The 17,163-nt window shown below is 66.5% G+C and carries 21 protein-coding genes; 11 read left to right on the top strand and 10 right to left on the bottom strand.

Annotated features, from left to right (window positions below):
• Positions 1 to 90: 90 nt before the first annotated feature.
• Entirely contained in the window at positions 91 to 741 is a 651-nt protein-coding gene (locus ACP7C5_RS03020; protein ID WP_426263140.1) for a hypothetical protein, read from the bottom strand.
• Between the two features lie 198 nt (positions 742 to 939).
• Between ACP7C5_RS03020 and ychF the strand changes: the two genes are divergently transcribed.
• The 5 genes from ychF to ACP7C5_RS02995 all read left to right on the top strand — a co-directional run bounded on the left by ychF (position 940) and on the right by ACP7C5_RS02995 (position 6,079).
• Positions 940 to 2,040, top strand: a complete 1,101-nt coding sequence (gene ychF, locus ACP7C5_RS03015) for a redox-regulated ATPase YchF (RefSeq protein ID WP_133189705.1) — start codon at positions 940 to 942, stop codon at positions 2,038 to 2,040.
• A gap of 38 nt (positions 2,041 to 2,078) precedes the next feature.
• Positions 2,079 to 2,393: a hypothetical protein gene (locus tag ACP7C5_RS03010; protein ID WP_322160225.1), complete on the top strand. Its 315-nt coding sequence runs from the start codon at positions 2,079 to 2,081 to the stop codon at positions 2,391 to 2,393.
• A 49-nt stretch (positions 2,394 to 2,442) separates the two neighbouring features.
• Positions 2,443 to 4,065 carry a hypothetical protein gene (locus ACP7C5_RS03005; protein WP_426263139.1) on the top strand — a complete coding sequence of 541 codons (1,623 nt, stop codon included), beginning with the start codon at positions 2,443 to 2,445 and terminating at the stop codon, positions 4,063 to 4,065.
• 251 nt (positions 4,066 to 4,316) lie between these two features.
• Positions 4,317 to 5,591, top strand: coding sequence for an ectonucleotide pyrophosphatase/phosphodiesterase (locus tag ACP7C5_RS03000; protein ID WP_426263138.1), 1,275 nt, complete (start codon positions 4,317 to 4,319; stop codon positions 5,589 to 5,591).
• A gap of 38 nt (positions 5,592 to 5,629) precedes the next feature.
• Positions 5,630 to 6,079 carry a MaoC family dehydratase gene (locus tag ACP7C5_RS02995; protein WP_426263137.1) on the top strand — a complete coding sequence of 150 codons (450 nt, stop codon included), beginning with the start codon at positions 5,630 to 5,632 and terminating at the stop codon, positions 6,077 to 6,079.
• A 41-nt stretch (positions 6,080 to 6,120) separates the two neighbouring features.
• On the opposite strand, the gene ACP7C5_RS02990 is transcribed toward ACP7C5_RS02995, so the two are convergent.
• The 5 genes from ACP7C5_RS02990 to petA all read right to left on the bottom strand — a co-directional run bounded on the left by ACP7C5_RS02990 (position 6,121) and on the right by petA (position 10,016).
• Positions 6,121 to 6,552 carry a hypothetical protein gene (locus ACP7C5_RS02990; protein ID WP_426263136.1) on the bottom strand — a complete coding sequence of 144 codons (432 nt, stop codon included), beginning with the start codon at positions 6,550 to 6,552 and terminating at the stop codon, positions 6,121 to 6,123.
• Between the two features lie 93 nt (positions 6,553 to 6,645).
• On the bottom strand, positions 6,646 to 7,182 hold the full coding sequence (locus tag ACP7C5_RS02985; protein ID WP_426263135.1) for an adenine phosphoribosyltransferase: 537 nt from the start codon (positions 7,180 to 7,182) through the stop codon (positions 6,646 to 6,648).
• A 109-nt stretch (positions 7,183 to 7,291) separates the two neighbouring features.
• Positions 7,292 to 8,110, bottom strand: a complete 819-nt coding sequence (locus tag ACP7C5_RS02980; RefSeq protein WP_133189715.1) for a cytochrome c1 — start codon at positions 8,108 to 8,110, stop codon at positions 7,292 to 7,294.
• A gap of 15 nt (positions 8,111 to 8,125) precedes the next feature.
• On the bottom strand, positions 8,126 to 9,433 hold the full coding sequence (locus ACP7C5_RS02975) for a cytochrome b (RefSeq protein WP_189675365.1): 1,308 nt from the start codon (positions 9,431 to 9,433) through the stop codon (positions 8,126 to 8,128).
• 10 nt (positions 9,434 to 9,443) lie between these two features.
• Entirely contained in the window at positions 9,444 to 10,016 is a 573-nt protein-coding gene (gene petA, locus ACP7C5_RS02970) for a ubiquinol-cytochrome c reductase iron-sulfur subunit (RefSeq protein ID WP_133189719.1), read from the bottom strand.
• A 188-nt stretch (positions 10,017 to 10,204) separates the two neighbouring features.
• On the opposite strand from petA, the gene ACP7C5_RS02965 reads away from it, so the two are divergent.
• The 3 genes from ACP7C5_RS02965 (at position 10,205) to ACP7C5_RS02955 (ending at position 12,164) form a co-directional block, all read left to right on the top strand.
• A complete protein-coding gene (locus ACP7C5_RS02965; protein ID WP_426263134.1) occupies positions 10,205 to 10,654 on the top strand; it encodes a tRNA (cytidine(34)-2'-O)-methyltransferase in 450 nt (149 codons plus the stop codon).
• 75 nt (positions 10,655 to 10,729) lie between these two features.
• Positions 10,730 to 11,569: an oxygen-dependent coproporphyrinogen oxidase gene (gene hemF, locus ACP7C5_RS02960; RefSeq protein WP_426263133.1), complete on the top strand. Its 840-nt coding sequence runs from the start codon at positions 10,730 to 10,732 to the stop codon at positions 11,567 to 11,569.
• A gap of 4 nt (positions 11,570 to 11,573) precedes the next feature.
• Entirely contained in the window at positions 11,574 to 12,164 is a 591-nt protein-coding gene (locus ACP7C5_RS02955) for a GNAT family N-acetyltransferase (protein WP_426263132.1), read from the top strand.
• On the opposite strand, the gene ACP7C5_RS02950 is transcribed toward ACP7C5_RS02955, so the two are convergent.
• The gene (locus ACP7C5_RS02950) at positions 12,137 to 12,877 is read right to left on the bottom strand and encodes a hypothetical protein (RefSeq protein ID WP_426263131.1); all 741 of its coding nucleotides are present in this window, start codon (positions 12,875 to 12,877) and stop codon (positions 12,137 to 12,139) included. The two genes, ACP7C5_RS02955 and ACP7C5_RS02950, sit on opposite strands and share 28 nt — an antisense overlap.
• Complete coding sequence (locus ACP7C5_RS02945) at positions 12,874 to 13,692, bottom strand: hypothetical protein (protein WP_426263379.1); 819 nt, start codon at positions 13,690 to 13,692, stop codon at positions 12,874 to 12,876. Before ACP7C5_RS02945 ends, ACP7C5_RS02950 begins: the two co-directional genes overlap by 4 nt.
• A gap of 125 nt (positions 13,693 to 13,817) precedes the next feature.
• Here ACP7C5_RS02945 and lipB point away from each other — a divergent pair, with 125 nt between their 5' ends.
• The 3 genes from lipB to ACP7C5_RS02930 all read left to right on the top strand — a co-directional run bounded on the left by lipB (position 13,818) and on the right by ACP7C5_RS02930 (position 15,684).
• Positions 13,818 to 14,501 (top strand): lipoyl(octanoyl) transferase LipB, encoded by a 684-nt coding sequence (lipB, locus tag ACP7C5_RS02940; RefSeq protein WP_189675371.1) that lies wholly within the window; start codon positions 13,818 to 13,820, stop codon positions 14,499 to 14,501.
• A gap of 88 nt (positions 14,502 to 14,589) precedes the next feature.
• Positions 14,590 to 14,844: a hypothetical protein gene (locus ACP7C5_RS02935; RefSeq protein WP_426263130.1), complete on the top strand. Its 255-nt coding sequence runs from the start codon at positions 14,590 to 14,592 to the stop codon at positions 14,842 to 14,844.
• 162 nt (positions 14,845 to 15,006) lie between these two features.
• Positions 15,007 to 15,684 (top strand): hypothetical protein, encoded by a 678-nt coding sequence (locus tag ACP7C5_RS02930; protein WP_426263129.1) that lies wholly within the window; start codon positions 15,007 to 15,009, stop codon positions 15,682 to 15,684.
• Positions 15,685 to 15,705: 21 nt separating this feature from the next.
• Here the strand turns inward: ACP7C5_RS02930 and queE are convergent, their stop codons facing one another.
• Together queE and queC are read right to left on the bottom strand one after the other, a co-directional pair.
• Positions 15,706 to 16,338 (bottom strand): 7-carboxy-7-deazaguanine synthase, encoded by a 633-nt coding sequence (queE, locus tag ACP7C5_RS02925; RefSeq protein ID WP_426263128.1) that lies wholly within the window; start codon positions 16,336 to 16,338, stop codon positions 15,706 to 15,708.
• Between the two features lie 4 nt (positions 16,339 to 16,342).
• The gene (queC, locus tag ACP7C5_RS02920; RefSeq protein ID WP_426263127.1) at positions 16,343 to 17,053 is read right to left on the bottom strand and encodes a 7-cyano-7-deazaguanine synthase QueC; all 711 of its coding nucleotides are present in this window, start codon (positions 17,051 to 17,053) and stop codon (positions 16,343 to 16,345) included.
• Between the last annotated feature and the right edge of the window lie 110 nt (positions 17,054 to 17,163).

Raw genomic sequence — 17,163 nt, 5'->3', positions numbered from 1 at the left:
GGCCCACCGTGCCGCGCGCATTGCGGCTGCGGCATTAGTATCGCGGTGGACCCCGGGACCAGCCCGGGGTGACGAGTCACGCTGTGGCGTTCAAAACGCGTAGGTCATCACCAGATCCGCCACCGGATTGCGCGCGCTATGGCTCTCCTCGCGCAGGCCCGGGACCGTCTCGTCGGCATACATCGCGGTCGAGCGGCCGACCATCATGCCCCCTTCGATCCCGACCTTCATCCGCTCGCTGACCGCGGCGTCATAGCCAAGCATCGCGACCGGCGCGTAATTTTCATACCCGTCTCGCAAATTTACCGCGCCGACCGGGAGCCGCATCAGCGCGGCGGTGCCAGCCGCGGCGCCCGGCCCGACATCCGAAGCGCGGTAGCGCATGTGATAGCTCGATCCGACCGAAACCCGCAGTCCACGATCGCCATGCGCATAGGCGTCCTTCATGCCGGTGCCGCGCGCGCGCAGAGACTGTTTGAGCGTCGTCACCGCGTTCGCCTGATAGCCCCGCGCCAGCCGCAGATCGTAGGAGACCGCAGGCTGGTCACCCGTTTCGGTATGCGGGGACATCGATACGAGCGCATGAGCGGTCGTGCCGCGCACAGCGGCGGGGTCTTGCGTGCTCGCCGGGTCTTCGAGCGAAACGATGTGCGATTCGAAGTCGGCCGCACTGGCAACGCCCGCCGCCGCGCCCGAAAGCAGGATCGTGACACAACAGCTCTGCAGAAACTTTCGGCGCATCGCATTGACCCCAGCAAGAAACTCCGACGTACGACTCGGCAAGCAAGCGACTTGATCCAGAATCAACAGCCTATGCCTTTGCGGGTTCCCGGCAAGGGCCTTCATCAAGGGCCTTCATGGTGCGACAGGCTGGTCTTTCGCGGCGCAACGCCGTATCGGGCGGGCTTTCACGCACATCATCGCACACCAAGGAATATCATGGGTTTTCGCTGTGGCATCGTCGGGCTGCCCAATGTCGGCAAGTCCACCCTCTTCAACGCGCTGACGCAGACCGCGGCGGCGCAGGCGGCGAACTATCCGTTCTGCACGATCGAGCCGAACGTCGGCAACGTCGCGGTGCCCGATCCGCGGCTCGACAAGCTCGCCGCGGTCGCGGGCTCGGCCAAGATCATCGAAACGCAGCTCGGCTTCGTCGACATTGCCGGGCTCGTGCGCGGCGCGTCGAAGGGCGAAGGGCTCGGCAACCAGTTCCTCGGCAACATCCGCGAGGTCGACGCGATCGTCCACGTGCTACGCTGCTTCGAGGATGACGACGTCACGCATGTCGAGGGCAAGGTCGATCCGATCGCCGATGCCGAGACGGTCGAGACCGAGCTGATGCTGTCGGACCTCGAGAGCCTCGAAAAGCGCGTCCCCAATTTGCTCAAAAAGGCTACGCAGGGCGACAAGGAGGCGAAGGTCGCCGCCTCGGTCCTGGGGCAAGCACTCGAACTGCTGCGCGAAGGCAAGCCCGCGCGGTTGACTGTGCCGAAGGACGAGGACGAGACGCGCGCCTTCAGCCAGGCGCAGCTGCTCACCGCCAAGCCCGTCCTCTATGTCTGCAACGTCGAGGAAGCGAGCGCCGCCAACGGCAACAGCCAGTCGGCGCGCGTGTTCGAAAAGGCCAAGGCCGAGGGCGCCGAAGCCGTCGTCGTCTCCGCCGCGATCGAAGCCGAGATCGCGACGATGGCCGCCGAAGAGCGCGGCGAGTTCCTGGCCGAGCTCGGGCTGACCGAGACCGGCCTGACGCGCGTGATCGTCGCTGGCTATCGGCTGCTCAAGCTGTTCACCTTCTTCACCGTCGGCCCGAAGGAAGCGCGCGCCTGGACCGTCCATGCCGGCGCCAAGGCCCCGCAGGCGGCAGGCGAGATCCACACCGATTTCGAGCGCGGCTTCATCCGTGCCGAGACGATCGCCTATGACGACTATGTCGCGCTTGGCGGCGAAACCGGCGCGCGCGATGCCGGCAAGCTGCGTCAGGAAGGCAAGGAGTATGTCGTCCATGACGGCGACGTGCTCAACTTCCGCTTCAACGTCTGACCTTGTCGTGCGGGCGGACACGGCGTAGCGCTGTCCCCGTGTTCGCCCGCCTGATCCTTGCGCTGCTCTTGGCAGCCTTTGCCTTCCCGGCATTCGCGAGCGCGCCGTGCCATGACGCGCCCGCGCCGAAGGCCACGGCGATGCATCATGCCGGCCACGCCGCGCCGGTCCGCGACGACCATGCGACCATCCCGCACATGTGCATCGGCTGCATACCGCCCGCGAGCCTTGCCGCGCGCGGCGTAACCGCGCCGCTGGCACCCGCCGCACCGCCACGGCGCATCGTTGCCGCGGCGTTCGACCCGGCGTCGGGCACGCCGCCCGCTTTGCCCCCTCCGCGCTCGAAAGCCTGAACCGGCGGGCCATGTGCCCGCTTTGCTTTCTTGTTCGTGAGGACCGACAATGACTCGATCGATGATGATCGCGGGCTGTGCCGTGGCGGCGTTGCTGCCGACGGGCGCGCTCGCGCAGATGATGCCCGGCATGAAGATGGACATGCCGATGCCCGCCAAGCCGAAGCCGAAACGCGCGGTTCCGGCGCCGGTGCATCAGCATGACGCTTCACCCGTGCATACGCCCGCTGCGGCTCCCGGCACTTCCCCCCTCCCCCCTTCCGCTTCCCCGGCGCAGGCCGGGGCCCAGTCGCGAGCGGCTGAAAATCACGCGCAGCACGCGCCGACACCCACCTCCACGCCTTCGCCCCGGCCGTCGCCGGCGAAGCAAGCAGAGGATGCCGCCACGGATCCGACATCCGAGGCGATGCCTGGCATGGCGATGCCGCCAGCAGCCCCCGCCGCCACAGGGCAGGTCGACCACGCGGACCACGTCGGCCACACCGAGCACACCAGCCACGACGTGGCGGCCATGCCCGGCATGACGATGGGCCCGCCCGACGGTGCCTATGCCGAAGGCTCGGGCACCGCGCGCAACCCCGGCAACGATGGGGCGATGCGGGGGTCGCACTTCATGGCGGGCGACTGGATGCTGATGCTCCACGGCTATGCCTGGGGCGTCTATACCGACCAGGGCGGGCCGCGCGGCGAGAATGAGGCGTTCGTCACCTCGATGGCGATGCTCTCCGCCGCGCGGGATTATGGCGGAGCGCGGTTGCAGCTGCGCTCGATGATGAGCCTAGAACCGGCGATGGGCGCGAAGGGCTACCCCAACCTCTTCGCCACCGGCGAAACCGCCGACGGCAGGATCCAGCTGACCGATCGCCAGCATCCGCACGACCTCTTCATGGAGCTGTCGGCGCGGCTCGATGTCGATGCCGGGCCCGGCAGCGTGTTCGTCTATGGCGGTCCCGTCGCCGAGCCGGCGATCGGACCGTCGGCGTTCATGCACCGCACCTCGGCGACCTATCAGCCGCTCTCGCCGATCACGCACCATTGGTTCGACAGCACGCATATCAGCTACGGCGTGGTGACGCTCGGTTATGCCGCGCCGCGCTGGCAGCTCGAGGCCTCGGCGTTTCGCGGACGCGAGCCCGACCAGTTTCGCTGGAACATCGAGCGCCCCAGCCTCGATTCGTGGAGCGTGCGCGCGACCTGGACCCCCTCGCCCGCCTGGGCGGTGCAGATCAGCCACGGCCGGCTCAAGAGCCCCGAACAGCTCGAGCCCGACCGCGACGAAGCGCGCACCACCGCGAGCGTGCAATATGCGCAGCACGGCGTCTCGGCGCTGCTCGCTTTCTCGAACAAACATCTGTTGCCCGGGCGCACGCTGACGGCATGGCTCGCCGAGGCGAATTGGGACATCGACCGGCACCACACGCTGTTCGCGCGCGCGGAAGACGTCGCGAATGACGAGCTGTTCCCCGACCGGACCGACCCGCTGCACGACCGCAAGTTCCGCGTCGGCAAGCTCGAGGGGGGCTATGCCTATCGGCTGCCGTTCGTCGGGCCGTTCGATCTCGCGCTCGGCGGGTCGGTCGGGGTGTTCGCCAAGCCTTCAGCACTCGATGCCGCATATGGCAAGATGCCGGTGAGCTTCAGCCTGTTCGCCAAGGTCTCGCTGGGGGGATAGGCGCACCATCGCGCCTGCCCTTCTCGTCTACCCTTTCCCCTTTTCTTCTTCTCTTCCCCGGCGAAGGCCGGGGCCCAGGAGCGAGCCGATCGCAAGCGAGCGCCGCGCTTTCTCGCCATTGTTCGACTGGGCCCCGGCCTTCGCCAGGGAAGAAGGAGGATCAAAAAGGGAGAACAGCAGGCGGCGCCCGCTAGGCGCGCCCAGCGCACCCTGTCATAGCGCCGACGCAATCGTGTCGCAGGGAATCGCACATGCGTTTTACCACCAAGATCATTGCCGCCGCCCTGTGCGCCGCTCTCCAGGCCTGCGTCACCGCGCCCGCCCCCGGACCGCGCCCCAGCGCGCTGCGCGAGGAAGCGCGGACGCCCGTCACGATCCTCGTCTCGATCGACGGCTTCCGCCCCGATTACCGCACCCGCGGGGTGACGCCGAACCTCGATGCGCTCGCCGCAAGCGGGATCAGCGCGGCGATGCGGCCGTCTTTCCCCTCCAAGACCTTCCCGAATCACTGGACGCTCGTCACCGGCCTCCGGCCCGATCGCAACGGCATCGTCTCGAACGCGATGGAGGACGTCGCGCGGCCGGGCGAGAAGTTCACGATGGAGGATTCGAAGGACCCCTTCTGGTGGAACGCCGCCGAGCCGCTCTGGGTCACTGCCGAGCGCGGCGGGGTCCGCAGCGCGACGATGTTCTGGCCGGGTTCGAACGTCGCGTGGGGCGGCACACTCAAGGGTCACGGCGCGACCAATGGCGGGGTGCGGCCCGAGGATTGGTGGCCATTCGACCAAGCGGTGCCGGGCGAACAGCGCGTCGCCGGCGTGATCGACTGGCTGCGCCGGCCGGCGGCGCAGCGCCCGCGCTTTATCACGCTCTATTTCGATACCGTCGACAGTGCGGGCCACAGCTTTGGCCCCGACGCGCCCGAGACGACCGAAGCGGTCAAGCAGATCGACGCCCAGATCGGGGCGCTCGTCTCGGGCCTGCGAACACTCGGCCAGCCCGCCAATCTAATAATCGTCGCCGATCACGGCATGGCCGCGACCAGCCCGGCGCGTACGATCGCGCTCGACAGCATTGCCAACCCGGCGGACTATCGCCTGTTCGAATCGGGGCCGTTCGCCAGCCTCTATGCGGTGCCCGGACATGAGGCGGCGCTCGAAAAGGCACTGCTCGGCCATCACGCGCATTACGATTGCTGGCGCAAGCGCGAGATCCCGGCACGGCTGCACTACGGCGCCAACCCGCGCGTGCCGCCCTATTTCTGCTTGGCCGAGACGGGCTGGTCGCTCACCGCGAGCACGCCGAAGCCCGATGCCAAGCCCGGCGGCAATCACGGCTTCGACAATGCCGCGCCCGAAATGGCCGCGCTGTTCATCGCCAGCGGCCCGGCGATCAAGCCGCTCGGCCCGCTGCCCGGTTTCGACAATGTCGATGTCGCGCCGCTGATCCGCGATGTGCTCGGCCTGCCCGCGGGGACCGGACTCGATGGCGACGACGCGCCGTTCCGCGCAGCGCTCGCCAAGTAGCGCTTGCCTTCGCCGCGGGCGCGCGAGACACTCGCGCGATGCAATATTTCGAAGATATCGTGGTCGGTACCAAAGCGTCGTTCGGCCAGTATGCAGTGCTGCACGACGAGGTCGTCGCATTCGCCAAGGCCTATGACCCGCAGCCGTTCCACCTCTCCGATGCGGCCGCCGCTGAGACGCATTTCGGCCGGCTGTCGGCGAGCGGGTGGCACACCTGCGCGATGACGATGGCAATGGTAGTCGAGAACCTCAAGGCACACGATCAAGCCGGTCTCGGCTCGCCCGGGATCGACGAACTGCGCTGGCTCAAGCCCGTTTATCCCGGCGACACGCTGCGCTGCGAAACCGAGATCCTCGACAAGCGCGCATCGCAGAGCCGGCCCGAGATGGGGAGCTATCGCAGCCGGATGACCGTGCTCAACCAGGACGATGTCACGGTGATGACCTTCGTCTCGATTGGCCTCATTCGCGCCCGACCCGCCGCGTAATGGTTCGACGCGGCGGATTCAGTAAGGACGACTGACGGCGGTCAGCGGTGATGCCCACCGCCGCGATTGCCGCCGCCGTGATAGCCGCCACCGCCCTGTGGCCCGCGCCCTGGCGACCCGCGGAACCCGCCACCCAGGCGCCCCTGGATGCCGTAATCGCGCCACATCGGGCGAACCTCGCGCCGCGCACCGCGCCACTGCTGCGAGCGGCCCTGCCAATAGCCACGCTGCTGGTCGTTCCAGCGGTGGCGGTAATTGTTGCGATCGTAGACATAATAGCCCGAGCCGGGGTAATAATAGTCGCCCTGCCAGCCCCAATACGGATCGGCGCTGTAGCCACCATAATAGGGATCCCACGCGCTTGCGCCGTAGCCGACCTGGACGCCGCCATAACCGTAATCGTCGACACAGCCCGAAAGCCCGCCGACGGTGACGAGGGCGGCTGCGGCGAGGGTTAGCTTGATAAAGGACATGGCGCGTTCCTGCTGGACGACGCGCCGGACATCATGCGGGGCGCGGGGGTTGATCCTCAACCCGGCGGCCCGTGCTTGGTTCCTGTCCGGTGCTCAGTGCCCGGGGAAGGCGATCAGCGAATCGACCGTAACGCCGTCGGTGCGCAACGCATCGGCGCCGCCCAGATCGGGCAAATCGACCAGGAACTGCGCTTGTTCGACCACCGCGCCTGCCTTGCGCAGCAGCCGCAGCGCGGCGCGCGCGGTGCCACCGGTGGCGATGAGATCGTCGACCAGCAACACGCGCTTGCCAGGTGCCAGCGCATCGGCATGCATCACGATGCGGTCGGTCCCATATTCGAGCGCGTAATCCTCGGCGATCGTTGCGCCGGGCAGCTTGCCGTCCTTGCGGATCAGCAGCACGCCGGCGTTGAGCGGGCGGGCAAGTGCGGCGGCGAAGATGAAGCCGCGCGCCTCGATCCCGGCGACGAGATCGATCGGCCCGAGCGTCGTCGCCGCCATCCGCGTGATCGCCTGCGCAAAGCCGTGCGGGTCTATCAGCAAGGTCGTGATGTCGCGAAACTGGATGCCGGGCTTGGGGAAGTCCGGGATCGTCCGGATCAGCGCCTTGAGGTCGTCATTGTCGGACACGAAAATTCCTCGTCGCCCCGGCGGAGGCGGGGCCGTTATGTCGGTTCGCGAACCAGGCGTTCCGCGAGTCAACGCAGCGGCCCCGGCTTTCGCCGGGGCGACGTATGGATCAGTGCTTAATGTCGCGCCAGATGTTCTGGTAGGCGCCGTAGGAAAGCACGCAGAACAGCAGCAGGAAGCCGAGGACTGCGAGGCCATAGCCATGCCGTGCCGGCAGGTTGGGCTCGGCCGCCCAGGTCAGGAATGCCGCGACGTCCTTGGCATTCTGGTCGACGGTCGATTTGGTGCCGTCGAGATAGGTGACTTGCCCATCCTGCGTCAGTGGTGGCGGCATCGCGAGGTTGAGGTTCGCGAAATACGGATTGTAGTAGAGGCCGTCGGGCACCTTCGCGTCGGGGAAGTGCTTGAGCAACGCAGCCGGCTGATCCTGATACCCCGTCAGCAGCGAATAGACATAGGCCGGGCCTTCATGCCGCGCCTTGGTGATCAGCGAGAGATCTGGCGGGTTGCCGGTGCCGGGATAATAGACCGCCGGGAAATAATCGGCCGGCGTGTTGGGACGCTCGGTCGTGTCGCCCGACTTGGGGTCGAACTGCTTGGCCTTGACCGCCCAGTCCGCCGCAAACTTCTTCACCTGACCCGCCGAATAGCCGAGCTGGGTCAGGTCGCGGAACGCGACGTGCTTGAGCGAGTGGCAGTTCGAGCAGACTTCCTTGTAGACCTGCAGGCCGCGCTGGAGCTGACGCTCGTTATACGTGCCGAGCAAGCCGTTCGAGGCGAGCTCGACGTCCTTGGGATGGCGATGGAATTCCTCGACCGCGGTGGGGGGCGCCGGGTCGGTGATGGCGCCCGAGACGGTGCCAAACAGCGCCCAGGCGAGGCAGGCGACGATACCGGCGCCGATGAGGATTGCGATTGCGCGAACCATTGGTCTGAATGCCCCTTATTCGGCCGGAACCGGGCTACCGCTGAGCGCGGTATGAGCCGGACTGGTGCCACCCTTTTTCGCCAGCACCGCCTCGGTGATCGAGTTCGGCAATGGCTGCGGCCGCTCGGCGCGCGAGACGATCGGCAGGATGATCAGGAAGTGTGCGAAATAATAGGCTGCGGTGATCTGCCCGAGCGCGACCTTGAACGGCGAGATCTCCGATCCACCGACCCAGCCGAGCACCAGCACGTCGACCACCAGGACGCAGAAGAAGATGCGGTACAGCGGGCGATAGTTGGACGATCGCACCGGCGAGCTGTCGAGCCACGGCAGGAAGAACAGGATCAGGATCGACCCGAACATCGCGAGCACGCCGAGCAGCTTGGCCGGAATGAACAGGAAGTCCGCGGTGAACGAGCGCAGGATCGCGTAGAACGGCCAGAAATACCATTCGGGGACGATGTGCGCCGGCGTCTGCAGCGCATTGGCCGGGATATAGTTGTCCGGGTGGCCAAGGCTGTTGGGCGCGAAGAACAAGAGCGCTGCGAAGATGAACAGGAACACGCCGAGCCCGAAGCCGTCCTTGGCGGTGTAATAGGGATGGAACGGGACGGTGTCCTGCTCGCCCTTCACGTCGACGCCGGTCGGGTTGTTCGAGCCAGGAATGTGCAGCGCCCAGATGTGCAGGATGATGACGCCCGCGATCACGAACGGCAGCAGATAGTGGAGCGAGAAGAAGCGGTTGAGCGCCGCGTCATCGGGGGCGTATCCGCCGAGCAGCCAGATCCGGATCGTCTCGCCGACCACGGGAATCGCCGAGAAGAAGCCGGTGATGACCTGCGCGCCCCAGAAGCTCATCTGCCCCCAGGGGAGGACGTAGCCCATGAACGCGGTCGCCATCATCAGCAGGAAGATCGTGACGCCGAGCAGCCAGATCATCTCGCGCGGTGCCTTGTACGATCCGTAGAAGAGGCCGCGGAAGATGTGGATATAGACTACGACGAAGAACATCGAGGCGCCGTTGGCGTGCGCGTAGCGCAGGAACCAGCCGCCGTTGACGTCGCGCATGATGTGCTCGACCGAATCGAACGCCACGCCGCCATTGGCCGCATAGTGCATCGCGAGAACGATGCCGGTGACGATCTGGATTGCGAGCGCGGCTCCTGCGAGCACGCCGAAGTTCCAGAAATAGTTGAGGTTGCGCGGCACGGGATAGCCCGCACCGACCGCGCCGTAGACGAGCCGCGGGAGCGGCAGGCGCTGGTCGATCCATTTGGTGAACCCGCTCTTGGGTTCGTAATGCTTGGCCCAGGGAAAACTCATATCGCTATCCTCAACCCACCACGACCGTCGTCGGCGACGTGAATTTGTAATCCGGCACGAGCAAGTTCTTCGGTGCCGGGCCTTTGCGGATGCGTGCCGCGGTGTCGTATTGCGACCCGTGGCACGGGCAGAAATAGCCGCCGAACTGGCCGCGATCCTCGCCACTGGTGATGCCCTGCGGGATGCAGCCGAGATGCGTGCAGACGCCCAGCGTGATCAGCCAGTTCTTTTGACCGCGCGTGCGCTGCTCGAGCGTTTCGGGGTCGCGCAGCGACTTGATGTCGACCTTGTCGGCGGCGGAGATTTCCGCGGGCGTCAGGTTGCGGACGAAGAGCGGCTGCTTGCGGAACGACACGACGACGCCCTGCCCGGCCTCGACCTTGCTGAGATCGACCTCGGTCGTCGCCAGCGCGAGCACGTCGGCCGACGGGTTCATCTGGTTGATCAAGGGGACGACGATGGCGAGCGCGCCCACGCCGGCGACAGAGACCGCCGCGATGTTGAGGAAATCGCGACGTCGCGGCTCCCCGTCATGGTGCGGTTCCTCGTGTAGGGGAACGTCCAGGGTGTTTCCGCTTGCCATCCACTCGCCCTTGTTCTTCGCCCCCCGCCACTGCGCGCGGTCGAGCGATCAATTTTTGACACGACGCCCTGCACGACGGATCCACAGGCACGCCTGAACGCTTCCCTCGATCGGGGAAGCTTGAGGGCTTTGTTAGCCGGGCCGCCTAGCTTTTGCCAACTGCATTTTAAGGGTGCTAGCGGGGCGGCATGCGTATTGCTCTTTATCAACCCGACATGGCCGGCAATGTCGGCGCCATCTTCCGGCTCGGCGCCTGTCTCGGCGTCGGCGTCGACGTGATCGAGCCGACGGGCTTTACCTGGAGCGAGAAGGCGCTCGCCCGCTCGGGGATGGATTATGCCGAACTGGTCGAGGTGCGGCGACATGTCGATTGGGACGCGTTCGTCGCGACTGTGCCGCAGCGAATCGTGCTGCTGTCGACGCGCGGCGGCGTGCGGCTCGACGCCGCACCGTTCCGCGCCGACGACGTGCTGCTGATGGGATCGGAGGGCAGCGGCGTTCCCGATGCGGTGCACGACCAGGCCGATCTTGCGGTGCGGATCCCGCTTGTACCGGGGATGCGCTCGCTCAATATCGCGGTGGCGGCGGGAATCGCGTTGAGCGAGGCGCTGCGCCAGACCGGCGGCTGGCCTGCCTAAATTCGCGCTCGGAACTCGGGGGAGGATGTGGAAAGCCATCTCGACTTGGGCGCGATCCCTCGTCACAACAGCGCCATGCAACTCGACCCCGAACAAACCACCGCCCGCCTTTGGTTCGAGCAATTGCGCGACCAGATCTGCGCCGAATTCGTCGCGATCGAACGCGAGGCCGGCTCGGACGCCGATTTCGACTACACCGCGTGGGACCGCACCGACCCGAGCGGTGGTGACGGCGGCGGCGGGGTGCGCGGCGTGATGAAGGGACGCGTGTTCGAAAAGGTCGGCGTCAACGTGTCGACCGTCGGTGGCGCGTTCGAGGGCGAATTCGCCAAGTCGATCCACGGCGCGGCCGAAGACCCGAGCTTCTTTGCGACCGGCATCAGCCTGGTCGCGCACATGGCCAACCCGCATGTGCCCGCGGTCCATATGAACTGCCGCTTCCTCGTGACCACTAAGCGCTGGTTTGGCGGCGGCGCCGATCTCAACCCGCCCTTGCCCTATCCCGAGGACACCGCCGAATTCCACGCCGCGATGAAGGCCGCGTGCGACCCGCACGGCGCGGACTATTACGAGCGCTATTCGAAATGGGCCGAAGACTATTTCTACATCCCGCACCGCAAGGTGCACCGCGGCGTCGGCGGGATCTTCTGCGACCATCTCGAGGGCGATTTCGCCGCCAATTTCGCTTTCATCCAGGATCTCTGCCGCGCGTTTCTCGACGTTTACCCGAAGATCGTGCGGCGGCGGATGAACTTGCCCTTCACGCCCGCCGACACCGCACAGATGCTCGAATGGCGCGGGCGCTATGCCGAATTCAACCTGGTCTATGATCGCGGCACGCTGTTCGGGCTCAAGACCGGCGGCAATATCGATGCGATCCTGATGAGCTTGCCGCCGCTCGCGACCTGGTCGTGAGCCAATGGGGCTGACCCCGGTTCGCGACGCAGAGGTCGCGGCGATCGTCACCACGCTCGAGATGCGGCAAAAGCCGCCGCTGCGCCCCCTCCCCGCCTCGCGACTGCGGCTCGCGCGCTGGGAGGCGCCGACGCCCGATCGCTACCGCGTTCTGTTCCGCCGCGTCGGTGCGCCGTGGCTGTGGTTCTCGCGCCTCGTGATCGACGAAGCCGCCCTGCGCGCGATCATCCATGATCCGGCCGTTGCGATCTATGCCGTGGTCGATCCCGCGGGGATCGAAGTGGGGATGGTCGAGCTCGACTTCCGCCAGCCCGCAACATGCGAAATCTCGTACTTCGCGCTCATCCCCGAACTTGCGGGTCAGGGCTTTGGCCGCTGGCTGATGGCGGAAACGCTCGCGCGCGCCTGGACCAAGGGAATCGCGCGCGTTTGGCTCCACACCTGCACGCTCGACCATCCGAGCGCGCTCAATTTCTACCGCGCGCAAGGCTTCACCGCGATCCAGCGGACGATCGAGACCTTCGCCGATCCGCGCATCACCGGGCATCTCCCGCCCGAGACGGCGCCTCAGATTCCGCTTCTGAGCCGCCGGTAGAGCGCGACCTCGAGCAGGATCGCGGCGACCGTCGCGACGCTGCGCGCGCCGCCATTGCACACGTCGAGCACTGCAGCGACGACCGGGTTGGCCATCGGCGCGCCGTTCATCGCCGAGCCGAGCAATTCGAACGGCAGCGCCAGCACGTCGCGCGCAATCAACGGCACGCACGCAAACGCCATCAGCGTGAGGCCATGCCCGCGCGTGAGTGCAAAGCTGCGCCGCCACGCCGCGATCACGCCGAGCGGCCGCTCGGCGACGAAGGCCGGGCCGATCGGCATCAACCGCCCTTTCAGATACAGGCCCGGAATCAGCAGCAGCGAGGCGATGTTGACGGGGAAGGTCACCACCAGCGCCAGCAGGATGTAGCGCGGCAGCAGCGGCAAAGCCTTGCGCAACGCGCCGGCGACATCGGGGCGGTCGCGATCGGTATAGAGCAGCAGCAGCGTCAGCGTTCCGAACAGCGACGCCAGCGTCAACGCGAGCACGAGCAGGTCGTTATGCCTCGACCACACAGCGACCGCATCGAGCCACGCCTGCAGCGCGACCGGATCCGAGCTCGACGCGGGCAACGGCGGGGTCGGGTCGACGAACATCACTTGCGCCACCCTCGGCACCAGCAGGAAGACGCCCCCGACCGCGATCAACAGGTCGCGATCGCGCTTCGCCATCGCCCAGGCGTCGCGCAGAACGGCGGCAGCATCGAGCTTCATGAGCGCGCGACGATCGCCTCGCGGGCGGCGAGATACAGCTTGGCGAGGAACACCACCGCGAGCAGCGAGAACAGCGTCGAGACGCCCGCGACGACGATCTGCGTCAGGATGCTGGCGAGCGTGACGGTCCCCTCGCCGCCGAGGACGAGCGCGAACACCGTCCCGAATACGCTCTTGGCCGCCGCCGAGGCGACCCATGAAACCACGCCGTACAGCATCACCACGCCGATCACCTTCCACGCGATATGCCGCGTCAATTCAAAACTCCGGCGATAGACGCCCAATCCGCGCCGCTCCTCGAGCACGATCGGGGTCACCAGCACCACGCAGCGCGCATAGGCCCAGAACAGCACGACGGCCAGTACGAGACTGTAGAGCGAGACGAACGCCATCGCGCCGCCATTGACGTCGCCCGGCTGCAGCGTGCCGGCAGAAAGCGCGGCCATGTTCATCCCGCTCAGGCCAAGCACGATCCCGATCGGCATCGCCAGCACCACGACCACCGCGAGCGTCACCAGCCCGATCCCGAGCACGGGCAGAAAACGGCGATTGGCGGCCTGCACCGCGGCAACGCGCGAGATCGCCGGATCGAGTGCGAGCGCGGTGAGCGCGAGCCCCGCCCAACTCGTCAGCAGCGACAGCAGCAAGACGATGATCCCGAGCAGCAGGTCGCCGCCATGCCCGCTCGATCCCATCAGCGGCATCAGCGTACCGATCAGCGCCAGCGGCACGAACAGCCCGAGCAGCACGATCGGCAGCATCGCGGCGCGGCGCTCGCTCAGGCAGTCCGTGGTGCGATCCCACACGGTGCTCATCGTCACGCTCACGTCGTTCCTCCCCGCTTCGCCGCGCGGCCCCGACCGCGCGCCCGCTCTTAGACCGACGCCGCCGCGCTTGCCAATCACTTGCGTCCGGCCTGCAGCCGGGCCACATCGCGCAGGTGACCGATCTTCGCGACGACATCGAATGGCGCATTTCCCCCGCGCCGATCCCCTATGCCGAGGCGCTCGCCGAGATGGAGGCGCGTGCCGCGGCGGTGGTCGAAGGCCGAGCGCGCGAGCTGATCTGGCTGCTCGAACATCCTGCGGTCTACACCGGCGGGACGAGCGCCGACCCGAGCGAACTGCGCGACCCGCAATTCCCGGTGGTGCAGACCGGGCGCGGCGGGCGCTACACCTATCACGGCCCCGGGCAGCGGATCGGCTATGTCGTGCTCGATCTCAACAAGCGCGGGCGTGACGTGCGCCAGTTCGTCCACGGTCTCGAAGGCTGGGTGATCGACACGCTCGGCGATCTCGGCATCACCGCCTTTCGTGCGCCGGGCCGCGTCGGCATCTGGACGCACATCGCTGGCCCGCTCGGCGGCGACCCGGTCGAGGCCAAGATCGGGGCGATTGGCGTGCGCGTTCGGCGCTGGGTGACGCTCCACGGCTTTTCGGTCAACCTCTCGCCCAACCTCGCGCACTTCGGCGGGATCGTGCCTTGCGGCCTCCCCGACTTCGCGGTGACGAGCGCCGAGATGCTCGGCCGGCCGACCGATTATGCAACTTTTGACGCAGCCTTGGCGTTGCGCCTTGCAGCGTTCCTGCAAACTCATTCTATCAGGCAACAAAACTGGGCTTGAGGGTCAGGCGTTTCCGGACTAATGTCCACCACGGTTTGGGTATTAAAGGTCTCGAGGCCAACCAACCATTTATCTAGGGAGCTTTCCAATGCGTGCATTCATTTCCAAGGTCGCTGCTGGTTCGATGATCGCTGTTGCGGCGATCGCGATTTCGGCATGCACCCCGAAGACCGAGACGACGACGACCGACAACACGATGGTCACCGACATGAACTCGACCGACACGATGGGCGCGACGACCAACGACACGATGACGTCGACCGACGCCGCTGGCAACGAAGGCATGATGGCAAACGACACCATGATGACCTCGAACACCACGACCACCACCAACGCAATGTAATCTTCCCGTCAGGGAACGATTATCGCGAGGGCCGTCCGGGCAGCCGGGCGGCCCTTTCGATTCGAGCGCGGAACGCCCGGGCATCGGCATGCGATGAAACGAAAAGAGTTGGGTTGCGCGTCAAAAAGCCGTAATCGCAGCATCGTTAACGAGAGGCTTTCAATGACCGTGTTGCGTAAACTGGCTGCGATCACCGCAATCGCGGGCGCCGCCCTCGCCGTCACCCCTGCGTCGGCACAGTTCTTTTTCAAACCGCATGATTTCAGTGGCCCGCCGATCCGTGGTGACGAGCCCGGCCTGCCGACGCTGCCGGGCGCAACCGACGAGGAAGTTCGGGCGAACCTCGTGTGGAACATGCGCTCGGCGCTCAACGTCGCGGCGCTGCAGTGCCAGTTCGAACCGAGCCTGTTGACGGTCGAGAATTACAACATCTCGCTGATCAACCATAAGGACGAGTTCAAGAAGTCGCTCGACATCCTGACCAAATATTTCACGCGCGTAAACAAGGGCCTCAAGCCCGGCCAAGCGGCGATGGACCGCTATGGCACGAAGACCTATTCGGCGTTCACCACGGTCAACGCGCAGCTCGGCTTCTGCCAGACCGCGGCAGCCGTCGCGACCGATGCGGCTTACGCACCGCGCGGCGAGCTGTACAAGGTCGCGGTGCGCGACATGAGTTCGCTGCGCAATGCGCTGATCCCGTTCGGCGAGGAGCGCTTCGCGCGCCGCGTCCGCGTCGACACGCGGCTGTCACTGCCGCGGCTCGACGACGCGTGCTGGGACAAGCGCGGCACCTGGCTCCAGCGCAAGTGCGGGGAATTCACGACGACGTTCCGCTGACGCGGCGCGTCAGGGCCTGCCTCAGCGCAGGCCCAGCGCCTTGTGCGCCTGTAACGTCAGCCGCCACTGCGGGCGCGCCATGACGAGGTCGATCGCGGCGGCGTGATTGGCCTCGGCAGCGATGCTGTCGAGCGGCTGGATCAGATGATGCGCGAAGTCCCAGCTTTCGAGCTCGGCGACATCGCTGCCCGGCTGCGGCCAGACGAGCTTCAATTCGTCGCCGCTGCGCTGGACAACTTCGCTCCCGGCCTTGGGGCTGATGCACACCCAGTCGATCCCGGGATGTACCGCGAGCGTCCCGTTGCTCTCGATCGCGATCTCGAAACCCGCGGCATGGAGCGTGTCGACCAAGGCATCGTCGACTTGCAGCATCGGCTCGCCGCCGGTGAGCACGACGAAGCGATGCGCCGGGTCAGCGCCCCAGAAGTCCGCGACCGCCGCGACCAGCTCGACCGCATCGGCGAATTTCGCGCCGCCCGCGCCGTCGGTTCCGACGAAATCGGTGTCGCAGAAGCGGCAAATCGCGCTCGCGCGGTCCTGCTCGCGCCCCGACCACAGATTGCACCCGGCAAAGCGGACGAACACCGCGCGCCGCCCGGCCTGCACGCCTTCGCCCTGCAGCGTGAGGAACATTTCCTTGACCGCGTACGACATCGGCTCAGACCGCGTATGCGGTGGGATCGGGAAACCCCGCTTCCGCGAAGCCCTTCTTGCGCAACCGGCAGCTGTCGCACACGCCGCAATGCAACCCACCGGGCGCGGGGTCGTAGCACGACCAGCTGAGCGCCGGATCAATCTTCAACCGCGCCGCTTCGCGGACGATGTCGGCCTTGGTCATGTCCTGTAACGGCGCATGGATGCGGAACGGGCTGCCCTCGACGCCTGCCTTGGTGGCAAGTTCGGCAAGCCCCTCGAACGCGGCGATGAATTCGGGACGGCAATCGGGATAGCCCGAATAATCGAGCGCATTGACGCCGATGAACAGATCGCGCGCGCCCGCCGCTTCGGCCCAGCCGAGCGCAAGGCTGAGGAAGATCGTGTTGCGCGCCGGCACATAGGTCACCGGGATCCCCGGCTGGACGCCGTCCTTGGGCACGTCGATATCGGCGGTCAGCGCCGATCCGCCGAACGCCGCAAGATCGAGCGGCAACATGACGTGTCGCTCGGCGCCGAGCACATGCGCGATCCGCCTTGCCGAAGCGAGCTCGAGCCGATGCCGCTGGTTATAATCGACCGACAGCGCGAGCAGCCGATAACCCGCCTCGCGCGCAAAGGCCGCCGCGACCATCGAATCAAGACCGCCTGAGACCAAGACGACCGCAAGCGGTGCGGCGCCTGCAGGCGCTGCCGAAAGGTTTTCGTTTGTCATAATATCCCGCGGGTACCCCCCGCCCTCGCATTACGCAAGTATAGCCCCGTCAGAAAAACGGGCCGCCCTTAGGCGGCCCAGGGGATGCCCATCTCTGGGCGATTGGGAGA

The sequence above is a fragment of the Sphingomonas sp. PWP1-2 genome, assembly GCF_049898305.1.
In the GTDB taxonomy this organism is placed as follows: domain Bacteria; phylum Pseudomonadota; class Alphaproteobacteria; order Sphingomonadales; family Sphingomonadaceae; genus Sphingomonas; species Sphingomonas glacialis.
This window is presented reverse-complemented; position numbering and strand designations above follow the sequence as displayed.

What these genes read in the sequence shown, in the direction of transcription:
- ACP7C5_RS03020 (WP_426263140.1), bottom strand. Translation starts at nt 741, where the DNA reads ATGCGCCGAAAGTTTCTGCAGAGCTGTTGTGTCACGATCCTGCTTTCG.
- ychF (WP_133189705.1), top strand. Translation starts at nt 940, where the DNA reads ATGGGTTTTCGCTGTGGCATCGTCGGGCTGCCCAATGTCGGCAAGTCC.
- ACP7C5_RS03005 (WP_426263139.1), top strand. Translation starts at nt 2,443, where the DNA reads ATGACTCGATCGATGATGATCGCGGGCTGTGCCGTGGCGGCGTTGCTG.
- ACP7C5_RS03000 (WP_426263138.1), top strand. Translation starts at nt 4,317, where the DNA reads ATGCGTTTTACCACCAAGATCATTGCCGCCGCCCTGTGCGCCGCTCTC.
- ACP7C5_RS02995 (WP_426263137.1), top strand. Translation starts at nt 5,630, where the DNA reads ATGCAATATTTCGAAGATATCGTGGTCGGTACCAAAGCGTCGTTCGGC.
- ACP7C5_RS02990 (WP_426263136.1), bottom strand. Translation starts at nt 6,552, where the DNA reads ATGTCCTTTATCAAGCTAACCCTCGCCGCAGCCGCCCTCGTCACCGTC.
- ACP7C5_RS02980 (WP_133189715.1), bottom strand. Translation starts at nt 8,110, where the DNA reads ATGGTTCGCGCAATCGCAATCCTCATCGGCGCCGGTATCGTCGCCTGC.
- ACP7C5_RS02975 (WP_189675365.1), bottom strand. Translation starts at nt 9,433, where the DNA reads ATGAGTTTTCCCTGGGCCAAGCATTACGAACCCAAGAGCGGGTTCACC.
- petA (WP_133189719.1), bottom strand. Translation starts at nt 10,016, where the DNA reads ATGGCAAGCGGAAACACCCTGGACGTTCCCCTACACGAGGAACCGCAC.
- ACP7C5_RS02965 (WP_426263134.1), top strand. Translation starts at nt 10,205, where the DNA reads ATGCGTATTGCTCTTTATCAACCCGACATGGCCGGCAATGTCGGCGCC.
- hemF (WP_426263133.1), top strand. Translation starts at nt 10,730, where the DNA reads ATGCAACTCGACCCCGAACAAACCACCGCCCGCCTTTGGTTCGAGCAA.
- ACP7C5_RS02955 (WP_426263132.1), top strand. Translation starts at nt 11,574, where the DNA reads ATGGGGCTGACCCCGGTTCGCGACGCAGAGGTCGCGGCGATCGTCACC.
- ACP7C5_RS02950 (WP_426263131.1), bottom strand. Translation starts at nt 12,877, where the DNA reads ATGAAGCTCGATGCTGCCGCCGTTCTGCGCGACGCCTGGGCGATGGCG.
- ACP7C5_RS02945 (WP_426263379.1), bottom strand. Translation starts at nt 13,692, where the DNA reads ATGAGCACCGTGTGGGATCGCACCACGGACTGCCTGAGCGAGCGCCGC.
- ACP7C5_RS02935 (WP_426263130.1), top strand. Translation starts at nt 14,590, where the DNA reads ATGCGTGCATTCATTTCCAAGGTCGCTGCTGGTTCGATGATCGCTGTT.
- ACP7C5_RS02930 (WP_426263129.1), top strand. Translation starts at nt 15,007, where the DNA reads ATGACCGTGTTGCGTAAACTGGCTGCGATCACCGCAATCGCGGGCGCC.
- queE (WP_426263128.1), bottom strand. Translation starts at nt 16,338, where the DNA reads ATGTCGTACGCGGTCAAGGAAATGTTCCTCACGCTGCAGGGCGAAGGC.
- queC (WP_426263127.1), bottom strand. Translation starts at nt 17,053, where the DNA reads ATGACAAACGAAAACCTTTCGGCAGCGCCTGCAGGCGCCGCACCGCTT.